This is a genomic window from Microbacterium sp. Gd 4-13, from assembly GCF_003095395.1.
Taxonomy (GTDB): domain Bacteria; phylum Actinomycetota; class Actinomycetes; order Actinomycetales; family Microbacteriaceae; genus Microbacterium.
The window spans coordinates 305,712-322,234 of the sequence record NZ_QEIJ01000002.1 but is presented as its reverse complement, the minus strand read 5'-3'; the positions used below and the strand labels follow the sequence as shown (position 1 = coordinate 322,234).

18 protein-coding genes are annotated in these 16,523 nt (G+C 71.3%); 10 read left to right on the top strand and 8 right to left on the bottom strand.

Annotated features, from left to right (window positions below; translation table 11 throughout):
* The first annotated feature begins 79 nt into the window (after nucleotides 1–79).
* Nucleotides 80–1,003: a phosphoribosylaminoimidazolesuccinocarboxamide synthase gene (locus tag DEA06_RS06275; protein WP_116647103.1), complete on the top strand. Its 924-nt coding sequence runs from the start codon at nucleotides 80–82 to the stop codon at nucleotides 1,001–1,003.
* Here DEA06_RS06275 and DEA06_RS06270 read toward each other — a convergent pair.
* Nucleotides 990–1,454 carry a hypothetical protein gene (locus DEA06_RS06270; protein WP_116647102.1) on the bottom strand — a complete coding sequence of 155 codons (465 nt, stop codon included), beginning with the start codon at nucleotides 1,452–1,454 and terminating at the stop codon, nucleotides 990–992. The genes DEA06_RS06275 and DEA06_RS06270 overlap by 14 nt on opposite strands.
* A gap of 169 nt (nucleotides 1,455–1,623) precedes the next feature.
* Here DEA06_RS06270 and DEA06_RS06265 point away from each other — a divergent pair, with 169 nt between their 5' ends.
* Nucleotides 1,624–2,943, top strand: coding sequence for a solute carrier family 23 protein (locus DEA06_RS06265; RefSeq protein ID WP_116647101.1), 1,320 nt, complete (start codon nucleotides 1,624–1,626; stop codon nucleotides 2,941–2,943).
* On the opposite strand, the gene DEA06_RS06260 is transcribed toward DEA06_RS06265, so the two are convergent.
* The gene (locus DEA06_RS06260; RefSeq protein WP_116647100.1) at nucleotides 2,940–3,320 is read right to left on the bottom strand and encodes a helix-turn-helix domain-containing protein; all 381 of its coding nucleotides are present in this window, start codon (nucleotides 3,318–3,320) and stop codon (nucleotides 2,940–2,942) included. The two genes, DEA06_RS06265 and DEA06_RS06260, sit on opposite strands and share 4 nt — an antisense overlap.
* Nucleotides 3,321–3,413: 93 nt before the next feature.
* Here DEA06_RS06260 and DEA06_RS06255 point away from each other — a divergent pair, with 93 nt between their 5' ends.
* Both DEA06_RS06255 and DEA06_RS06250 read left to right on the top strand, forming a co-directional pair.
* The gene (locus DEA06_RS06255) at nucleotides 3,414–4,268 is read left to right on the top strand and encodes an SDR family oxidoreductase (RefSeq protein ID WP_116647099.1); all 855 of its coding nucleotides are present in this window, start codon (nucleotides 3,414–3,416) and stop codon (nucleotides 4,266–4,268) included.
* Between the two features lie 70 nt (nucleotides 4,269–4,338).
* Nucleotides 4,339–5,649, top strand: a complete 1,311-nt coding sequence (locus tag DEA06_RS06250) for a GNAT family N-acetyltransferase (protein ID WP_116647098.1) — start codon at nucleotides 4,339–4,341, stop codon at nucleotides 5,647–5,649.
* A 10-nt stretch (nucleotides 5,650–5,659) separates the two neighbouring features.
* On the opposite strand, the gene DEA06_RS06245 is transcribed toward DEA06_RS06250, so the two are convergent.
* From DEA06_RS06245 to DEA06_RS06225, 5 genes are all read right to left on the bottom strand, one after another.
* The gene (locus DEA06_RS06245; RefSeq protein WP_116647097.1) at nucleotides 5,660–6,661 is read right to left on the bottom strand and encodes a LacI family DNA-binding transcriptional regulator; all 1,002 of its coding nucleotides are present in this window, start codon (nucleotides 6,659–6,661) and stop codon (nucleotides 5,660–5,662) included.
* 28 nt (nucleotides 6,662–6,689) lie between these two features.
* Nucleotides 6,690–8,171 (bottom strand): GH1 family beta-glucosidase, encoded by a 1,482-nt coding sequence (locus tag DEA06_RS06240; protein ID WP_116647285.1) that lies wholly within the window; start codon nucleotides 8,169–8,171, stop codon nucleotides 6,690–6,692.
* 41 nt (nucleotides 8,172–8,212) lie between these two features.
* The gene (locus tag DEA06_RS06235) at nucleotides 8,213–9,142 is read right to left on the bottom strand and encodes a carbohydrate ABC transporter permease (protein ID WP_165817942.1); all 930 of its coding nucleotides are present in this window, start codon (nucleotides 9,140–9,142) and stop codon (nucleotides 8,213–8,215) included.
* Nucleotides 9,139–10,188, bottom strand: coding sequence for a sugar ABC transporter permease (locus DEA06_RS06230; protein WP_116647096.1), 1,050 nt, complete (start codon nucleotides 10,186–10,188; stop codon nucleotides 9,139–9,141). Before DEA06_RS06230 ends, DEA06_RS06235 begins: the two co-directional genes overlap by 4 nt.
* Nucleotides 10,189–10,261: 73 nt before the next feature.
* On the bottom strand, nucleotides 10,262–11,566 hold the full coding sequence (locus tag DEA06_RS06225) for an ABC transporter substrate-binding protein (protein WP_116647095.1): 1,305 nt from the start codon (nucleotides 11,564–11,566) through the stop codon (nucleotides 10,262–10,264).
* 200 nt (nucleotides 11,567–11,766) lie between these two features.
* Here DEA06_RS06225 and DEA06_RS06220 point away from each other — a divergent pair, with 200 nt between their 5' ends.
* Genes DEA06_RS06220 through DEA06_RS06205 form a run of 4 tightly spaced genes read left to right on the top strand, consistent with a single transcriptional unit; the run spans nucleotide 11,767 to nucleotide 14,167 of the window.
* Nucleotides 11,767–12,015: a phosphoribosylformylglycinamidine synthase subunit PurS gene (locus tag DEA06_RS06220; protein WP_116647094.1), complete on the top strand. Its 249-nt coding sequence runs from the start codon at nucleotides 11,767–11,769 to the stop codon at nucleotides 12,013–12,015.
* Nucleotides 12,012–12,719 carry a phosphoribosylformylglycinamidine synthase subunit PurQ gene (purQ, locus tag DEA06_RS06215; RefSeq protein ID WP_116647093.1) on the top strand — a complete coding sequence of 236 codons (708 nt, stop codon included), beginning with the start codon at nucleotides 12,012–12,014 and terminating at the stop codon, nucleotides 12,717–12,719. The genes DEA06_RS06220 and purQ overlap by 4 nt, the downstream gene beginning before the upstream one ends.
* A gap of 14 nt (nucleotides 12,720–12,733) precedes the next feature.
* Nucleotides 12,734–13,228 carry a cupin domain-containing protein gene (locus DEA06_RS06210; RefSeq protein ID WP_240606843.1) on the top strand — a complete coding sequence of 165 codons (495 nt, stop codon included), beginning with the start codon at nucleotides 12,734–12,736 and terminating at the stop codon, nucleotides 13,226–13,228.
* 9 nt (nucleotides 13,229–13,237) lie between these two features.
* Nucleotides 13,238–14,167, top strand: coding sequence for a 2-hydroxyacid dehydrogenase (locus DEA06_RS06205; RefSeq protein WP_240606842.1), 930 nt, complete (start codon nucleotides 13,238–13,240; stop codon nucleotides 14,165–14,167).
* Between the two features lie 116 nt (nucleotides 14,168–14,283).
* Here the strand turns inward: DEA06_RS06205 and DEA06_RS06200 are convergent, their stop codons facing one another.
* Nucleotides 14,284–14,841 (bottom strand): NTP transferase domain-containing protein, encoded by a 558-nt coding sequence (locus DEA06_RS06200; protein WP_116647092.1) that lies wholly within the window; start codon nucleotides 14,839–14,841, stop codon nucleotides 14,284–14,286.
* A gap of 66 nt (nucleotides 14,842–14,907) precedes the next feature.
* Between DEA06_RS06200 and DEA06_RS06195 the strand changes: the two genes are divergently transcribed.
* The gene (locus tag DEA06_RS06195) at nucleotides 14,908–15,972 is read left to right on the top strand and encodes an XdhC/CoxI family protein (protein ID WP_116647091.1); all 1,065 of its coding nucleotides are present in this window, start codon (nucleotides 14,908–14,910) and stop codon (nucleotides 15,970–15,972) included.
* Nucleotides 15,969–16,433, top strand: a complete 465-nt coding sequence (locus tag DEA06_RS06190; protein WP_116647090.1) for a nucleoside deaminase — start codon at nucleotides 15,969–15,971, stop codon at nucleotides 16,431–16,433. Before DEA06_RS06195 ends, DEA06_RS06190 begins: the two co-directional genes overlap by 4 nt.
* Nucleotides 16,434–16,523 lie beyond the last annotated feature (90 nt).

Genomic DNA, 16,523 nt, shown 5'->3' with positions numbered 1-16,523 from the left:
CGCCTTCGGGCGGCGCGACACCACCGCACCGGCGGGCTCGCCGAATCGCGCACCGCGCCGCCCCCGCGATAATGGGCGCATGAGCTCGACGACCGAACTGCCCGGCTGGCGTCACGTCTACTCCGGGAAGGTGCGCGATCTCTACGTGCCGGACGGCTCCGACGGGGCCACCGACCGCATGCTCGTCGTCGCGAGCGACCGCGTGAGCGCCTTCGATCACGTGCTCTCCCCCGGCATCCCCCAGAAGGGCGAGCTGCTCACCGCGCTGAGCCTGTGGTGGTTCGACCGTCTCGGCGGCGGCGACGGGGGCCCTCGCATCCCGAACCACCTGATCGCCGACCACGTGCTCGTCGGTGAGGAGCCTCGCGAGATCATCCCGCGAGAGGTCGTCGCCCGATCGATGCTGGTGCGCTCGCTCGAGATGGAGCCCATCGAGTGCGTCGTGCGCGGCTACCTCACGGGATCCGGGTGGGCCGAGTACCGGGCGTCGGGAACCGTGTGCGGCATCGCCCTGCCCACGGGCCTGTCCAACGGCGACCGGCTGCCCGAGCCGATCTTCACCCCCGCGTTCAAGGCACCCCTCGGCGAGCACGACGAGAACATCTCGTTCGAACGCACCGTGGAGATCGTCGGCGCCGAGAGCGCGGCGCAGCTGCGCGACACGTCGCTGGAGATCTACCGGCGCGCGGCGGCGACCGCCGAGGAGCACGGGCTCATCCTGGCCGACACGAAGTTCGAGTTCGGTCGCGACGCGGCCGGCACCCTGACGCTGGCCGACGAGGTGCTCACGAGCGACTCGTCGCGATACTGGGATGCGGCGGCCTGGGCCTCGGGAACCACGCCCGAGGAGCGCATGGCCAGCTTCGACAAGCAGATCGTGCGCGACTGGCTCGCCGCGAACTGGTCCGACCGCGAGGGCGAGCCGCCCGCGCTCCCCGCCGACGTCGTCGAGCGCACCCGCGACCGCTACGCCGAGCTGCTCGAGCGCCTCACCGCGGCGTGATCACGCGAGGCGTCGGGTCGTCGAACCCGTCGTAGAGCCGTACCTCCGACCACGGGACCGGGGCGTCGGCGAAGACCGGTTCGAGCAGCATCCACATCTCCTCCGTGTCGTCCCCGACGAAGTAGAGCTCGTAGGTGCCGTCGCCGACGTCGTTCCCGTCGATCCATCCCGCGTCCGCGTCGGCGAGCGCCCGGTCGGCTGCGAGCTCGGTCTCGAGCAGCTCGTCCATCGGATCGAGATCGGACTCGGCCTCCCGATCGTCGAAGGAGACGACCACCCAATCGTCGCCCTCACCGTCCGCGGGCGCGACACTCTCGGCCGGGGTCGCCCCGGCCGCCGGCGCGGCGGGCGGGGCGGTCCACGTCATCAGCGGCGCGCATCCGGACAAGAGACCGGCCGACGCGAGCATCCCCACCGCGAGCACGAACGATCCCCGACGACGCATCTCCATCCGCATACCGTAGAGCACCGATCGGGCACGCCGAGCGCACGGGGTACCCCCGGGCGCACGGGATCGGCGCGGCCGCATGCCGTGCGCTCGCGGGGCGGTCCGTGCTCTCGCACGGCGGCGGCCGCCCGCGTCGGTAAGGTGACGTGAGCGAATCTCCGGGAGGAACACCATGGCGCTATGGAAGCTGCACGGAAACGGCCGCACCGTCGCCCCCGGGGCCGTCGTCGCCCCCGATGAGCGCATGAACTGGGGAGCGACCGTCGCGATCGGCATCCAGCACGTCATCGCCATGTTCGGCGCGACGTTCCTCGTGCCGGTGCTCACCGGCTTCCCCGTCTCGACGACCCTCTTCTTCTCGGGCGTCGGAACGCTGCTCTTCCTCGTGGTCACCCGCAACAAGCTGCCCAGCTACCTCGGGTCGTCGTTCGCGTTCATCGCTCCGATCACCGCGGCGACCGCTACCGCCGGCACGGGGTCGGCCCTCGCGGGCATCGTCGCGGTCGGGCTGCTGCTGGCCGCCGTCGGTGTGATCGTGCAGTTCGCGGGCCTCGGCTGGGTCGATCGCCTCATGCCGCCGGTGGTCGCCGGTGCGATCGTCGCCCTCATCGGGTTCAACCTCGCCCCCGTCGCCTGGACGTCGTTCCGCGAGGCGCCGCTGACCGGAACCATCACGCTCGCCGCGGTGATCCTCTTCAGCGTGCTGTTCCGCGGTTTCCTCGGGCGCATCTCGATCTTCCTCGGCGTGATCGTCGGGTACATCGCCGCCCTCATCCAGAACGAGATCGACTTCACCCCGGTGGCGGATGCGGCGTGGATCGGCTTCCCCGCGTTCCAGCTCGCGGATGTCACCTCGCCGCAGACCTGGTCGGTCATCGCGATGTTCCTCCCCGTCGTGCTCGTTCTCGTCGCCGAGAACGTCGGCCACGTGCGCGGTGTGGCGACGATGACGGATGCGTCGGTCAACCGTTCGACCGGCCGCGCGCTGATCGCCGACGGCGCGGCGACCACCCTCGCCGGCCTCTTCGGCGGCTCGGGCACGACGACCTACGGCGAGAACATCGGCGTCATGGCGGCGACCCGCGTCTACTCGACCGCGGTGTACTGGGTCGCGGGAGCCGCGGCGATCGTGCTGAGCCTCTCGCCGAAGATCGGCGCGGTCTTCAACACCATTCCGCCCGGGGTTCTCGGCGGCGTCACGACCGCCCTGTACGGGCTCATCGGCATCATCGGCATCAAGATCTGGGTCGACAACCGCGTGGACTTCTCGCGCCCGGTCAACCAGTACACCGGCGCCGTCGCTCTCGTGCTCGCGATCGCCGGCTTCACGATGCAGTGGGGTGACTTCCAGCTCGGCGCCATCGTGCTCGGCTCGGTGGCCGCGCTCGTGATCTACCACCTCGGCAACGCGATCGCGCGCCTGCGCAAGACCGGCGCCGACGACGGCGGACCGATCCCCGCGGTCGGCCCCCTCGGCGGCGATCCGCTCTAAGCCGCGGGGCGGGTCTCGGGACCGATCATCGTCTCGGCGTTCTGCGCGACCCACTCCACCAGCGGCAGCATGCGCTCCATGAGGTCACGTCCCAGGGGCGTGAGGCTGTACTCGACGTGCGGCGGCACCGACGGGAACGACTCCCGGTGCACGAGACCGTCATCACAGAGGGTCTTGAGGGTGCTCGCGAGCATCTTCTCGCTGATGCCGTCGATGGCTCGGCGCAGCGCCCCCCAGCGCAGCGTCCCGTCCGACAGCGAGGAGAGCACGAGGACACCCCACTTGCTCATGATGTGATCGAGCACCGTCCGGGTGCTGCACCCCTCGGAGAAGACCCCTTCGGTCGCGCCTCGGATTTCCGCAAAACTCACCGACATGCCAGTACCTTACGCAAAAGTGGGTACCTCCGTGAGGGATGGTTTCTCCGCATCCGTCGGTTCTTGCTCGTGTCCACACACGAAAGGCACCCCATGACCATCCTCGTCACCGGCGCGACCGGGCACCTCGGCCGCCTCGTCATCGACAGCCTCCTCGCCCGCGGAGCCGAACCGCACAGCATCGTCGCCGGCGCGCGCGACACGGCCAAGGCCGCCGACCTCGCCGCCCGCGACGTGACCGTCAGGGCGCTCGACTACTCGGCGCCCGCGACCGTCGCGTCGTCGCTCGAGGGCGTCGACACGGTGCTGCTCATCTCCGGGTCGGAGATCGGCCAGCGTACGGCGCAGCACCAGGCGGTCATCGACGCCGCCGTCGCCGCAAACGTGTCGAAGTTCGTCTACACGAGCCTCGCCCACGCCGACACGTCGGTGCTGCCGCTCGCCCCCGAGCACCAGGACACCGAACGGGCGATCGCCGCGTCGGGGCTCCCCGCCGTGATCCTCCGCAACAACTGGTACACCGAGAACTACGCCGCCGACCTCGCACGGGCCGCCGAGACCGGCGTCGTGGCGTCGAGCGTGGGCGACGGCCACATCGCGTCCGCCACCCGGGCCGACTTCGCCGACGCGGCAGCGGTCGTGCTCCTCGAAGACGGACACGTCGGCGAGGTCTACGAACTCAGCGGCGACACGAGCTGGACGTTCGACGACTTCGCCGCGGCCGCCGCCGAGATCACCGGCCGCCCCGTCGCCTACCAGCCGCTGACGACGCAGGAGCAGAGCGCGGCCCTCGAGGCGGCGGGCCTCGACGCCGGCACGATCGGCTTCGTGACCGCGCTCGAGGCGGGCATCCGCGACGGAGCCCTCGCCGATGCCGACGGCACGCTGACGCGCCTCATCGGGCGTCCGACGACGCCGCTCGTCGCGGGTCTGCGCCCGCTCGTCTGACCCGCGGGGCGGCCGGCGGGCTCCGCCGGCCGCCCTGGAGCGGCGCAGGCCCCGCGGCTAGGCTCGGGGAATGCCCGCCGAGATCACCACCCTTCCCGCCGACCCGACGTCGACCGCCGCGCTGGCCGGTCGCGGTCTGCGGATGTCCGCGATCGACGCCTCCGACGACGCCGCCGTCCGCGCCTGGGTCGAAGCCGACGCGCGCGGCTTCCACGACGGCGCTCCGACCGACGAGTTCCTCGCCGAGCTGCGCGACGACTTCGTGCTGCAGCGCACCGTCGGCGTCTTCGACGACACCCTCGCCGATCCCGCGATCCCGATCGCGACGGTCGCCGGCTGGCCCGCCCCCGTCACCCTCCCCGGCGGGGAGGTCGACGCGTGGGCGATCAGCGCGGTCACCGTCGCACCGACCCACCGACGCCGGGGCATCGCGCGGGCCATGCTCGAGGGTGAGCTGCGCACCGCCGTCGAAGCGGGGCTGCCGATGGCCGTGCTCACGGTGTCGGAGGCGACGATCTACGGTCGGTACGGCTTCGGCCCCGTCACCTGGGCGAGCCGGTTCGAGGTCGACGTGCGCCGCGCGGGCTGGGTCGGCGCCGACGCCCCGGGGCGCGTGCAGCTGGTCAGCCGCGACATCGCCATGACGACCGCTCGCACGCTCTTCGACGAGGCTCGTCGGGCGACGCCCGGCGACGTCGGCATCGTCGGGCACCGGTTCGACCGCCTCTTCGGCGCCCCCTCCGACGCCACCGAGCGCCGCAAGCGCCGCTTCGTGCGCTACGACGACGAGTCGGGCACGCCTCGAGGGCTCGGCGTCTACCACGTGAGCGAAGACCCGCACGACTGGTCGGCGCAGATCCTCGAGGTCGACTACCTTGCGACGACCACCGACGACGCCTACCGCGCGCTCTGGCGCTACCTGTTCGAACTCGACCTCATCGGCACGCTCAAGGCGTCGCTGCGTTCGACCGACGAACCGCTGACCTGGCTCGTGGCGAACCCGCGCATGATCCGCACCCTCGAGCTGCGCGAGCATCTGTGGGCGCGCGTGCTCGACGCGCCCGCCGTGCTGGGCTCGCGCACGTACGGCGGGGCGGGCTCCCTCACCCTGCGCGTGCACGACCCGCTCGGGTTCGCCGACGGCGTCTTCTCGATCGAGACGGATTCGGCGGGCACGGCGCAGGTGTCGCAGGGCGAAGCATCCACCGGCCCGCTCATCGACCTTCCGGTCGACCTGCTCGCACCGCTCCTGTTCGGCGGCGTCTCGGCGGCGACCCTCGCCGCGGCCGGACGCATCACCGAGCGCGCCCCCGGCGACGCGGCGGCCTCCGACGGCCTGCTGCGTTCTGCGCGCCAGCCGGTGCTCACGACCTGGTTCTGACCGACGCGGGTCAGGTCGACGCGCGCACCACGAGCTCGATCGGAAGGACGGTGGCGTGCTCGGGCGCACCGCCTCGGAGGATCTCGAGGAGGATCTCGACGAGGCGTTCGCCCTGACCGCGCGAGGGCTGACGGATGGTCGTCAGGGCCGGGGAGGTCGTCGCTGCGATCATCGAATCGTCAAAGCCCACGACGGCCACGTCGTCGGGCACCGCGAGCCCGGCGTCGCGCAGCACCCGCAGTGCGCCGCGCGCCATGAGGTCGCTCGCGGCGAAGACCGCATCGACCCCGTGCCCGCTCGCGAGGATGCGGCGCATCGCGGCGGCTCCGCCGTCCTCCGAGAAGTCGCCGTCCTCGACGGCCACGGGTGAGAGCCCTGCGTCGTCGAGCACGGCGCGGAACCCGTCGAGCCGGTCGAGCGAGGAGCGCATCGACGGCGGCCCCGTGATGGTCGCGATGCGCCGCCGGCCCCGCTCGAGGAGGTGCTCGGTGGCCGCGCGGCCACCGCCGACGTTGTCGCTGTCGACGACGTGGTCCTCTTCGCGCACGCGAACGCGTCGCCCGCCGTAGACGACGGGGATCGCCCCGGCGATGCGGTCGATGAAGGTGTCGTTGTCGTGGTGGGAGACGATGATCGCGCCGTCGACGCTGCCGCTGCGGAGGTACCCGGTGGTCTTGTCGCCCGGATCGCCCGTGGCGAGGATCACGTTGAGGATGTAGTCGGTGCTCGCCAATCGCGCCTGGATACCCGAGACGACCGCCGCGAAGAACGGGTCGCCGAAGAACCTCGCCGTATCCTCCGGGACGACGAGCGCGATCGCCTGGCTGTGCCGGCTCGCGAGCGCGCGCGCCGCCCGATTCGGCACGTAGTTGAGATCGTCGATCGCACGACGGACCGACTCCCGGGCGACCTCCGAGACCGCGGGCGAGCCGTTGACGACGCGCGAGACGGTCGAGCGCGACACCCCGGCGCGCGCCGCGACCTCTTCGATGGTCGACGCACTGATGACCATGACATTCCTCCCCGACCGGCGGAGAGTGCTACGAGGACGCGGGAAAGCCCTCGAGCGCGCGCGCGGCGATGATGCGACTGTACTGGAGCGCCGAATCCTTCAGCGTCCGTTCCTGGGTGTCGTAGTCGACGCGCACGATGCCGAACCGCTTCTCGTAGCCCCACGCCCACTCGAAGTTGTCCAACAGCGACCAGTAGAAATAGCCGCGCACGTCGACGCCGTGCTCGATCGCGTCGAGCACGGCGCCCAGGTGGGCGCTGACGAAATCGGCCCGGCCGCCATCGTGCACGCGGCGCTCGCCGTCCTCCACGACCGGTTCGTCGTCGTAGGCGGCGCCGTTCTCGGTGACGAACAGCGCCGTGCCCGCGGCGGCCGAGTACTCCTCGCCGACGCGACGCAGGAGACGGGTGAGCCCTTCGGGCTGCACCTCCCAGTTCATCGGGGTGCGGGGAAGACCCCGGTCGTGCCAGTAGATCCCGTCGATCGACGGGAACGGCGATCGGGTGACGCGGTCGGTCGGCGCGTCTCCGCCGCCCGGCGCGGCAACGGGCGGAGTGCCACCGACGAACTCGCCGTGGTAGTAGTTCACACCGAGGGTCTCGATCGGGGTCGAGATGATCTCGAGGTCGCCCGGCCGCACCGCCGCCTCCCATGTCGTGACGGCCTCGGCGTCGACGCGGCGGAAGTCCTCGACGATGTCGGCCGGATACGCACCCCGGAACACGGGGTCGAGGAACCACCGGTTGAACTGCCCGTCGATGCGGCGGGCGGCGTCGACGTCGGCCGCGACCGTGGGATCCACGGGATCGGCGACCGTGAGGTTGAGCGTGAGACCGAGGTTGAGCGAGGCGTCGCGCGCACGCAGTTCGCGCACGGCCTGACCGTGGCCCAGCAGCAGGTGGTGGGACGCCAGCATCCCCTCACCCGTCGAGAAGTGACCCGGCGCGTGGATGCCCGCGGTGTAGCTGAGGAACGACGAGCACCAGGGCTCGTTGAGCGTCGTCCAGACCCCGACCCGGTCGCCGAGGGCGTCGTGCATGTCGAGGGCGTACTCGGTGAACTTCTCGGCGGTGTCGCGGTTCGCCCACCCGCCCTCCTCCTGGAGGGCCTGCGGGAGGTCCCAGTGGTACAGCGTCAGCCAGGGCAGGATGTCGGCCGCGAGCAGTTCATCGACGAGACGCTCGTAGAAGTCGACGCCCTTCGGGTTCAGCGCTCCCCCGTCGGGACGCACGCGCGACCACGACGTCGAGAAGCGATACGTCTGGAGACCGAGACGCTTCATCATCGCCACGTCGTCGCGGTACCGGTGGTAGTGGTCGCAGGCCACGTCTCCGTTGTCGCCGTTGATGACGGCACCGGGCACTCGCGCGAACGCATCCCAGATCGAGTCGCGTCGGCCGTCCTCGGCCGCGGCGCCCTCGATCTGGTAGGCGGCGGTCGCCGCGCCGAACAGGAAGTCGGCGGGAAAAGGCCGCAGCGGCGTTGCGGTGGTGGCGTCGGTGAGGGTCATGGAGCGGGATCCCATCGGTCGGGGCGTCGAAACGGTCACGGTCATCCTTTTACCGCCCCGGCCATGATCCCACTGATCAATTGCTTCCCCGCGAGGACGAAGAGCACCAGCAACGGAAGGGTCGCCATGACCGCTCCCGCCAGCACGATCGAGTAGTCGATGTAGTAGCCGGACTGCAGCTGGCTGAGCGCCGTCTGCAGGGTCGGGTTCTGGGGGCTGAGCACGATGAGGGGCCAGAGGTAGTCGGTCCATGCCGTCATGAAGGTGAACAGTCCGAGGATCGCCATGGCCGGCCGGGCCGCGGGCAGCCCCACCGTCAGGAACGTGCGGAACTGGTTCGCGCCGTCCATTCGCGCCGCCTCGATCAGCTCGTCGGGGATGACGTCGACGAGGTACTGCCGCATGAAGAAGACACCGAAGGCGGTGACGAGCGTCGGCACGATGACCGCGCCGATCGTGCCGGTCCACCCGAGCTCGCGCATCACCATGAACAGCGGGATGATGCCGAGCTGCGTGGGGATCGCCATGGTCGCGATCACGAAGAGCATCAGACCGTTTCGACCGCGAAAGCGCAGCTTCGCGAACGCGTAGCCCGCGATCGTGGAGAACGTCACCACCGAGAGCGTGATGATCGCCGAGATGAGCACGGAGTTGCCCAGCGCCAGCCAGAACGGGATCGCATCGAGCACGGTGGCCGCGTTGGCGAGGAAGTTCCCACCCGGGACGAGCGGCAGGGTCTCACCGCGGGTGGCGTTGGTTCCGGAGGCGACGACCACCGACCACCAGAGCGGGTAGACGCTGCCGATGATGAACGCGGCCAGGAGGCCGTAGGTGAGGAATCCGGGGCGGCTGCCGATGCCGGCCGTACCCGTCTCGCGCGGGCGGCGCCCCCGACCGGGTCGGCGGGGCGGGTCGGTGTCGAGCGCGTCGACCTGCACGGCGGGGAGGGGTTCGGGCACGACGACGCTCATGACGACGCTCCTGTCTTCTCGCGGCGGGCGGCGGCCCGTCGCGCACGGCGTGAGACGCGCGCATCGCCGGTGGAGATGCGTCGCGCGATGAGGAAGTTGACGAGGCCGAAGCCGACGATGAGGAGGAACAGCAGCCACGCCACCGCCGAGGCCTCGCCGAGGTTGCGACGGAAGAACGCCAGCTCCCACAGGAACAGCACGGTGGTCTGGAATTGCCGGTCGCTGCCGCCGATGCCGCCGGCCGTGGAGACGTCGAACAGGCGGGGCTCGGCGAAGATCTGCAGCCCCCCGATCGTGGCGGTGATGATCACGAAGATGAGGGTCGGGCGGATGGTCGGGATGGTGATGGAGAAGAACCGTCGCACCGGACCCGCACCGTCGATCGCCGCCGACTCGTACAGGTCGCGCGGTACCGCCTGCATCGCGGCCAGGAGGATGAGGGCGTTGTATCCGGTCCAGCGGAAGTTGACCATGATCGCGATCGCGAGGTGGCTGAGGTAGCGGTCCTGCTTCCAGGCCTGATCGGCGATGCCGAAGAGGTTCAGCAGGTTGTTGGCGAGGCCGTCGGCGTCGTTGAAGATGCTCGAGAAGATCAACGCGGTGGCCACGGGGGTGACGACGAACGGCACGAGCACGCTCATCCGCCAGAAGGTGGGGGCGCGCAGACCCCGGTCGAGGAGGTACGCGACGACGAGGGCGACTGCCAGCTGCGGGATGGCCGACAGCAGGAAGATGCTGACGGTGTTGAACACCGAGTTCCAGAACATGCCGTCGGTGAGGATCTCGACGAAGTTTCCGAGCCCGACGAAGTCGCCCTGTCCCTTCAAGAGGTCCCAGTCGTACAGCGAGACGACGAGCGTGTAGACGAGCGGGAAGAGCCCGACGAGTCCGAACAGGAGGAAGAACGGGGCGATGTAGAGGTAGGGAGCGCCCTTCTGATCGGCCTTCGACAGGCGCATCCGCCACGCGGGGCGATGGTGCGGGGCCGGGCGGCGTGGCGCGGGGGCGGTGGGGGAAGCATCCACCGATGGCAGTGTGGCGGTCATGAGGGGTCCTCTCGCTGGCGGGGGTCGGGGCCCGCCGCGCGCGATGCGAGCAGGCCCCGACCTCCGAGACGGATCAGCCGACCAGTTCCTTCAGGAGGTCCTGTGCCTGCTGCCACGCGCCCTGCGTGTCGGTGTTGCCGAGGTCGAGGGCCTTCAGCGCCGGGCCGAAGACGTTCTCCTGGATCACCGAGTCGTCCGGGCCCTTGAACTGCGCCACAACGCCCTTCGCGCGCTCGGCGAGGATCGCGCCGGTCGGCGCGTCGCCGAAGAACTCGTTCGGGGTCGCCTCGGCGGCCAGGGTCTCTTGGGCGGCCACGGTGCTCGGGAAGTTGTTCGCCGCGGCGGACTGCTTCACCTGCTGGTCGGGCTGGGTCAGCCAGTCGGCGAGCTTGGCCGCCTCCTCCTTGTGCTGCGAGGTCTCGGACACCGCGAGGAACGCGCCGCCCCAGTTCGCGGGGCCCCCGGGGAAGGCGTCGGCGAAGTCCCAGCCGTTGTCGGCCGTGCCGCCGGCGCCCTCGATCGAGCCCTGCATCGTGCCGAGCATCCAGCCGGGGCAGACGAAGGTGGCGAAGGTGCCGTCGAGGAACGACTTGCCGCCGTTCCAATCCCACGCCGTCTGCGCGGCTGAGAGGCCCCCCTCGGTGGCCGCCCCGAGCAGCTCGAAGCGCTCCTGCAGTTCGGCGTTGCCCTCGACGTTGAGTTCGCCGTCGCTCGTGTAGTAGCCCTCGTCGAGCTGGTTCACCATCGCGTTCCAGACGAACCCGGAGTGGTCGTAGAAGGCCTTGCCGGTGGCCTCGTGGTACTGCCGGCCGATGTCGAAGTAGTTCTCCCAGTCGCCGTCGAACAGGGCGGCGACTTCCTCGCGGTCGGTCGGGAGACCGGCGGCCTCGAAGGCGGGCTTGTTGTAGCAGAGCCCCTCGGGGCCGATGTCGGTGCCGTAGCCGATGACGCGGCCCGACGGGTCGGTGCCCTGGGCGTACTTCCAGTCGACCCAGTCGGCCTTGCGGTCTTCGATGCCGTAGTCGCGGAGGTCGGCGAACTGGTCGGAGACCTCCATGATCGCGCCGAGCCAGCCCTCCTCGAGCGCGACGACATCCGACAGGCCCGAGCCCGCGGCGATCTTGGTGAAGGCGTCGGTGCGGGCGTTGCCGCCGGTGTCGATGTTCGTCGCCTCGATCTTCACGTTCGGATTGAGCTCCTCGTACTCGGCGTAGAGGTCTTCGTATCCGAAAGTGCCGAAGGTCGTGACCGTCAGCGTGATGTCACCGTCGGCCCCCTCCCCGGTCGAGCCGCCGCCGGAGCAGCCGGCGAGGACGAGGGCGGACGACGTCAGAGCCACCGCGACGATGGCGGTGCGGTGCAGTGCAGGTGATCTCACGGTTCACTCCTGGTGTGTTCGGGTCTTCGATGATCGGAACAGGTGCGAGCAAGCGGTCATGGGAGCGCTCTCATTGCTCGAGGCCACCGTATGGGATCGCTCCCATCACGTCAAGGGAGCGCTCCCACGACATTCGATGCGGGCGACCCCGCGCCCGTAGGATGGGCGGTGCCCCTCTTCCCGCGACACTCGGAGCCGAAATGCCCACCATCGTCGTCGACGTCATGCCCAAGGCCGAGCTGCTCGACCCGCAGGGGAAGGCCGTCGCCGGCGCCCTCGCCCGCCAGGGAGAGACGCGGTTCTCGTCCGTCCGGATCGGCAAGCGCTTCGAACTCGCCGTCGACGGACCCGTCGACGACGCGACGCTCGCGGCCGCTCGCGAGATCGCCGACAGCATCCTGTCCAACTCCGTCATCGAAGACGTCGTGGGCATCGAGGTCGTCGAATGACGGTGCGGATCGGCGTCATCACGTTCCCCGGCTCGCTAGACGACCGCGACGCGCAGCGCGCGGTGCGCATCGCCGGGGCCGAACCCGTCGCGCTCTGGCACGGCTACCACGACCTCCAGGGGGTCGACGCCCTCGTACTCCCGGGCGGCTTCAGCTACGGCGACTACCTGCGCGCCGGGGCCATCGCCGCCCTCGCACCCATCATGAGCGAGGTCAAGGATGCGGCGGCCAAGGGCATGCCCGTGCTCGGCATCTGCAACGGCTTCCAGATGCTCGTCGAGGCGCACCTGCTGCCGGGCGGGCTGATCCGCAACGCGCACCAGCAGTTCATTCGTCGCGACCAGCGCCTGCGGGTCGAGAACGCATCGACGGCGTGGACGAGCGAGTTCGCCGAGGGCGATGAGATCGTGATCCCGCTGAAGAACGCCGACGGCGGATACATCGCCGACGCCGAGACGCTCGCCCGCGTCAACGGAGAGGGTCTCGTCGCGTTCCGCTACCTCGGCGTCAACCCGAACGGCTCGCTCGACGACATCGCCGGGCTCACGAACGAGCGCGGCAACGTGGTCGGCCTCATGCCGCACCCCGAGCACGCCGTCGAGCCCGGCTTCGGCCCGTCCACGTCGCTCGCGATGCGCTCGGGCGTCGACGGGATCGGCTTCTTCGCCTCAGCGATCGCCGCCGTCGTGGCGACCGCGGCCTGACCCCGCCGCATCCGGTGTCCGACGACGAGCTCGCCGAACGCCGCACGCTCGACGGGCGGCTCATCGAGCGCCTGGCGCGGCCCTCCCTGGCCGTCGAACTCGCGCTCGAGCCGCACCCCGAGGGCGGCTGGTATCGGCGCACCTGGACGTCTCCGGCCACCGTCACCGTCGGCGGTGAGACGCGTCCCGCCGCCACGCTCATCCTCTTCCTGCTGCCGGCCGGCGAGGCCTCGGGATGGCACCGCGTCTCGTCGAGCGAGATCTGGATCGCGAGCGGCGTGGGCCCGGTGGCGCTGCAGCTCGGCGGCGACGGCGATGAACCCGCACCGGGCGAGACGTTCGTCGTCGGCGACGCGGGCGCCGGCCTCGCCCCGCAGGCCGTGGTGCCGCCCGACGTGTGGCAACGCACCATCCCGGCCGATCATGACGCCCTCGTGAGCTGCCTCGTCTCTCCGGGTTTCGACTTCGCCGACTTCGAGATGCCCGACGTCGACGGGCGCACGCCGTAGCGTGAGAGGGTGACCCCCCGAGAGAGCATCGTCGTATCCGTGCCCACCGATCGGCTCGCCGCCGACCTCCAGCCACTGCCGGAGGGCGTCGATCTCGTCGTCTGGCCGATGGACGGCCCGGCGCCCCGCGACCGTTTCGACATGGTCGTGCCGCCGTACATGACGAGGACGGACGTCATCGAGCGGGTGCGGGGAGTGCAGATCGGCCTGCTGCAGAGCCAGTCGATCGGGTACGAGGGCATGGAGAAGCTGCTCCCGCCCGGGCTCCCCTTCGCCAACGCCTCCACCGTGCACGAGGCGTCGACCGCCGAGCTCGCGGTCGCCCTCACCCTCGCCGCCCAGCGCCGCATCCCCGAGTTCGTGCGCGCACAAGACCAGCACTCCTGGCGCGGGCGTTTCTCGGAGAGCCTGGCCGATCGTCGGGTGACGCTTCTCGGCTTCGGCGGGGTGGGCAAGGCGATCGCCGCCCGTCTGGCGGGGTTCGAGGTCGAGCTGACCGCGGTCGCGAGCCGGGCGCGGGAGGAAGACGGCATCGTCGTCCGCGCGATCGACGACCTGCACGAGGTGCTCGCCGAGACCGAGATCGTCATCGCCTCGCTCCCCGGCGGCGACGCGACCCACCACGTGCTCGATGCCGCGGCGCTGGCCGCTCTCCCCGACGGCGCGCTCGTGGTCAACGTGGGCCGCGGCCCGCTGATCGACACCGACGCGCTCGTGGCCGAGGTGGGCTCCGGGCGCCTGCGGGCGGCGCTCGACGTGACCGACCCCGAGCCGCTGCCCGAGGACCACCCCCTCTGGTCGTTGCCCGGGGCCCTCGTCGTGCCGCACGTCGGCGGGGCATCGAGCGCGATGGGCCCGCGTATCGCGCGACTCGTGCGGCGCCAGATCGACCGGCTGGTGGCGGGAGAGCCACCGCTGAACGTCGTCATCGGAGGCTGAGCCGCCCGATGCGGCGCCGGCGGATGGCGCCGGGGTAGGAGGTGACGCCGGCGTAGGACGGTTTCGCGCCGATCCTCCTGCGCCTGCGTGATCGTCCTACCTTCGCGACGGCGGGGTCAGCGTCGGTCGCGATCCTCGCCCGACCACAGGTCGGAGCAGTCGACGCGCAGCGCACCGTGTCGCGCGAGGTACGGGCCGGCGCCGGCGTCGCCCGAGACCGCGTCGGCGAGGGCGGCGAAGTGGTCGGCGCGCACGAGCACGGGGTGGCCCGGCCGGCCGTCGTACTCCGCGCGGACCAACGGGGCCCGGCCCGCCTCGGCGATGACCCGCGCCACGGCGGCGGCCGGGAGGTCGGGGGTGTCGACCGGCACGATGACCGCCGCGTCCGCCCCCGCCGCGGCTCGCAGCCCGGCCCGCAGCGAGCGGGAGAGCCCGCCCGCCCAGTCGGCGGCGACGACGACGCGGGTGCCGTCGGGTACGAGATCGGCCGCCGCATCCGCTCCCGCCCCGAGCACCACCACGACCTCGTCGCACCCGCCGTCACGGAGCGCGTCGACGGCGCGCACCGTCCACGACTCGCCGCCGGCAGTGCGCGCGAGCGACTTGGGCCCACCGAAGCGCGTTCCGGCGCCCGCGGCGAGCACGATGCCGCAGATCCGCCCCGCCTCGCCCATGGCGCCTCACCCTACCCGCGCAGCCGCGCGTCGCCAGGCCGAAACATCACGGGGTTACCGTGGAGCATGCTCGAAATCGCGTCTGCCCTGCTCGCGGTGCTCCGCGGCGGTGAGCCCGTGGCCGTCGTGACCGTGGTGCGGGTCACCCGCAGCGCGCCGCGCGGCGTCGGAACGGCGATGGCGCTCACCCGCGGCGGCGACGTGATCGGGTCGATCTCGGGCGGCTGCGTCGAGGGCGACGCGATCCTGCTGGCGACCGACGTGCTGGCCACGGGGCGCGCGCGCACCGCCGACCTCGGCTTCAGCGACGACGCCGCCCACGCCGCCGGGCTCGCCTGCGGCGGCAGCGTCGCGGTGGTCGTGCACCGGATCGAGCCGACGGATGCGGCGGCGATCGCCGCGCTCGTGTCCGCGGCCGCGGACGAACCCACCGCCGTCGGGCTCGTCTCGTCGGGGCCTCACGCGGGGAGGATCGTCGAACTCGCCGGCGCTGACGCGCTCGACGACACACGCATGCTCGAGAACGCATATGACGGCTGCGACGTGCTCGCGGTCGTGCACCGGCCCCGCCCGGCGCTGGTGATCGTGGGCGCCGGCGACCACGCCATGGCTCTGTCGAGGGTCGGCAGCGCCGCGGGCTTCGCGGTGACCGTCTGCGACGTCTGGGAGCGGCTCGTCACCGCCGAGCGCTTCCCCACGGCCGACCACCGCGTCGTCGGGCTGCCGTCCGACGAACTGCGCGAGCTCGTCTCCGACCCCGCGCGCGCCGCCGTGTGCGTGCTCACCCACGACGAGCGGGTCGACGTGCCGGCGATCGCCGCGGCGCTGCGTCTCGGCGTCGGTTTCGTCGGCGCGATGGGCGCACGCTCCACGGTCGCGCACCGCGCGCGCCTGCTCCGCGAGAGCGGGGTCGCCGACAGCGAGATCGCCCGTCTGCACAGCCCGCTCGGTCTCGATCTCGGCGGCGCCTCGCCCGCAGAGACGGCCGTCGCGGTGCTCGCCGAGATCGTCGCCGCCCGGCACGGCGCGCCCGGCTCCTCCCTCCGCGACGGTGACGGCCCCCTCCACCGTCGCAGCCCGATGACGACCGACGCCGTCTGCATCCCCTCTCTCCAGGACGTGACCCGATGAACGACCTCGACCACCTCGCCCACGCTCTGCGGCTCGCCCAGGCCGCCCGCGACCGCGGCGACCATCCCTTCGGCGCGATCGTGGTGACCCCGGCCGGCACGATCGTCGAGGGCATGAACTCGGTGCTCACGCAGAGGGATCCCACCGGTCACGCCGAGACGAACCTCGTGCGCGCGGCGGGTCAGGCGCTCGAAAGCGTCGAGCTCGCCGCATCCACTCTGTTCACCAGCACCGAGCCCTGCGCGATGTGCGCGGGGGCGATCTACTGGTCGGGGATCGGGCGCGTCGTGTACGCGATCGGCGAGGACGAGCTCATCGAGATGGTGCGCGAGCAGGAGGGCGTGCCGACGATGGCGATGCCCTGCCGCGAGGTCTTCGCCCGTGGCGGCCGCGCGATCGAGGTCGTCGGCCCCGTCGAGGTCGAGGGCGCCCGAGAGGTGCACGCCGGCTTCTGGGACTGACGGCGGCACCGAAACAACACCGCAACAGGCGGTCGGTAGGCTCGGCGGCACTGCGTGTCCTATCACCATGACCGGACCGGTTCCTCGCGA

Coding starts and splice junctions, on each gene's coding strand:
- DEA06_RS06200 (WP_116647092.1), bottom strand. CDS start 14,841: ATGGGCGAGGCGGGGCGGATCTGCGGCATCGTGCTCGCCGCGGGCGCC.
- DEA06_RS06230 (WP_116647096.1), bottom strand. CDS start 10,188: ATGACCGCCACACTGCCATCGGTGGATGCTTCCCCCACCGCCCCCGCG.
- DEA06_RS06275 (WP_116647103.1), top strand. CDS start 80: ATGAGCTCGACGACCGAACTGCCCGGCTGGCGTCACGTCTACTCCGGG.
- DEA06_RS06220 (WP_116647094.1), top strand. CDS start 11,767: ATGCCCACCATCGTCGTCGACGTCATGCCCAAGGCCGAGCTGCTCGAC.
- DEA06_RS06255 (WP_116647099.1), top strand. CDS start 3,414: ATGACCATCCTCGTCACCGGCGCGACCGGGCACCTCGGCCGCCTCGTC.
- DEA06_RS06250 (WP_116647098.1), top strand. CDS start 4,339: ATGCCCGCCGAGATCACCACCCTTCCCGCCGACCCGACGTCGACCGCC.
- DEA06_RS06260 (WP_116647100.1), bottom strand. CDS start 3,320: ATGTCGGTGAGTTTTGCGGAAATCCGAGGCGCGACCGAAGGGGTCTTC.
- DEA06_RS06195 (WP_116647091.1), top strand. CDS start 14,908: ATGCTCGAAATCGCGTCTGCCCTGCTCGCGGTGCTCCGCGGCGGTGAG.
- DEA06_RS06240 (WP_116647285.1), bottom strand. CDS start 8,171: ATGACCCTCACCGACGCCACCACCGCAACGCCGCTGCGGCCTTTTCCC.
- DEA06_RS06190 (WP_116647090.1), top strand. CDS start 15,969: ATGAACGACCTCGACCACCTCGCCCACGCTCTGCGGCTCGCCCAGGCC.
- DEA06_RS06245 (WP_116647097.1), bottom strand. CDS start 6,661: ATGGTCATCAGTGCGTCGACCATCGAAGAGGTCGCGGCGCGCGCCGGG.
- DEA06_RS06265 (WP_116647101.1), top strand. CDS start 1,624: ATGGCGCTATGGAAGCTGCACGGAAACGGCCGCACCGTCGCCCCCGGG.
- DEA06_RS06270 (WP_116647102.1), bottom strand. CDS start 1,454: ATGGAGATGCGTCGTCGGGGATCGTTCGTGCTCGCGGTGGGGATGCTC.
- DEA06_RS06235 (WP_165817942.1), bottom strand. CDS start 9,142: ATGAGCGTCGTCGTGCCCGAACCCCTCCCCGCCGTGCAGGTCGACGCG.
- purQ (WP_116647093.1), top strand. CDS start 12,012: ATGACGGTGCGGATCGGCGTCATCACGTTCCCCGGCTCGCTAGACGAC.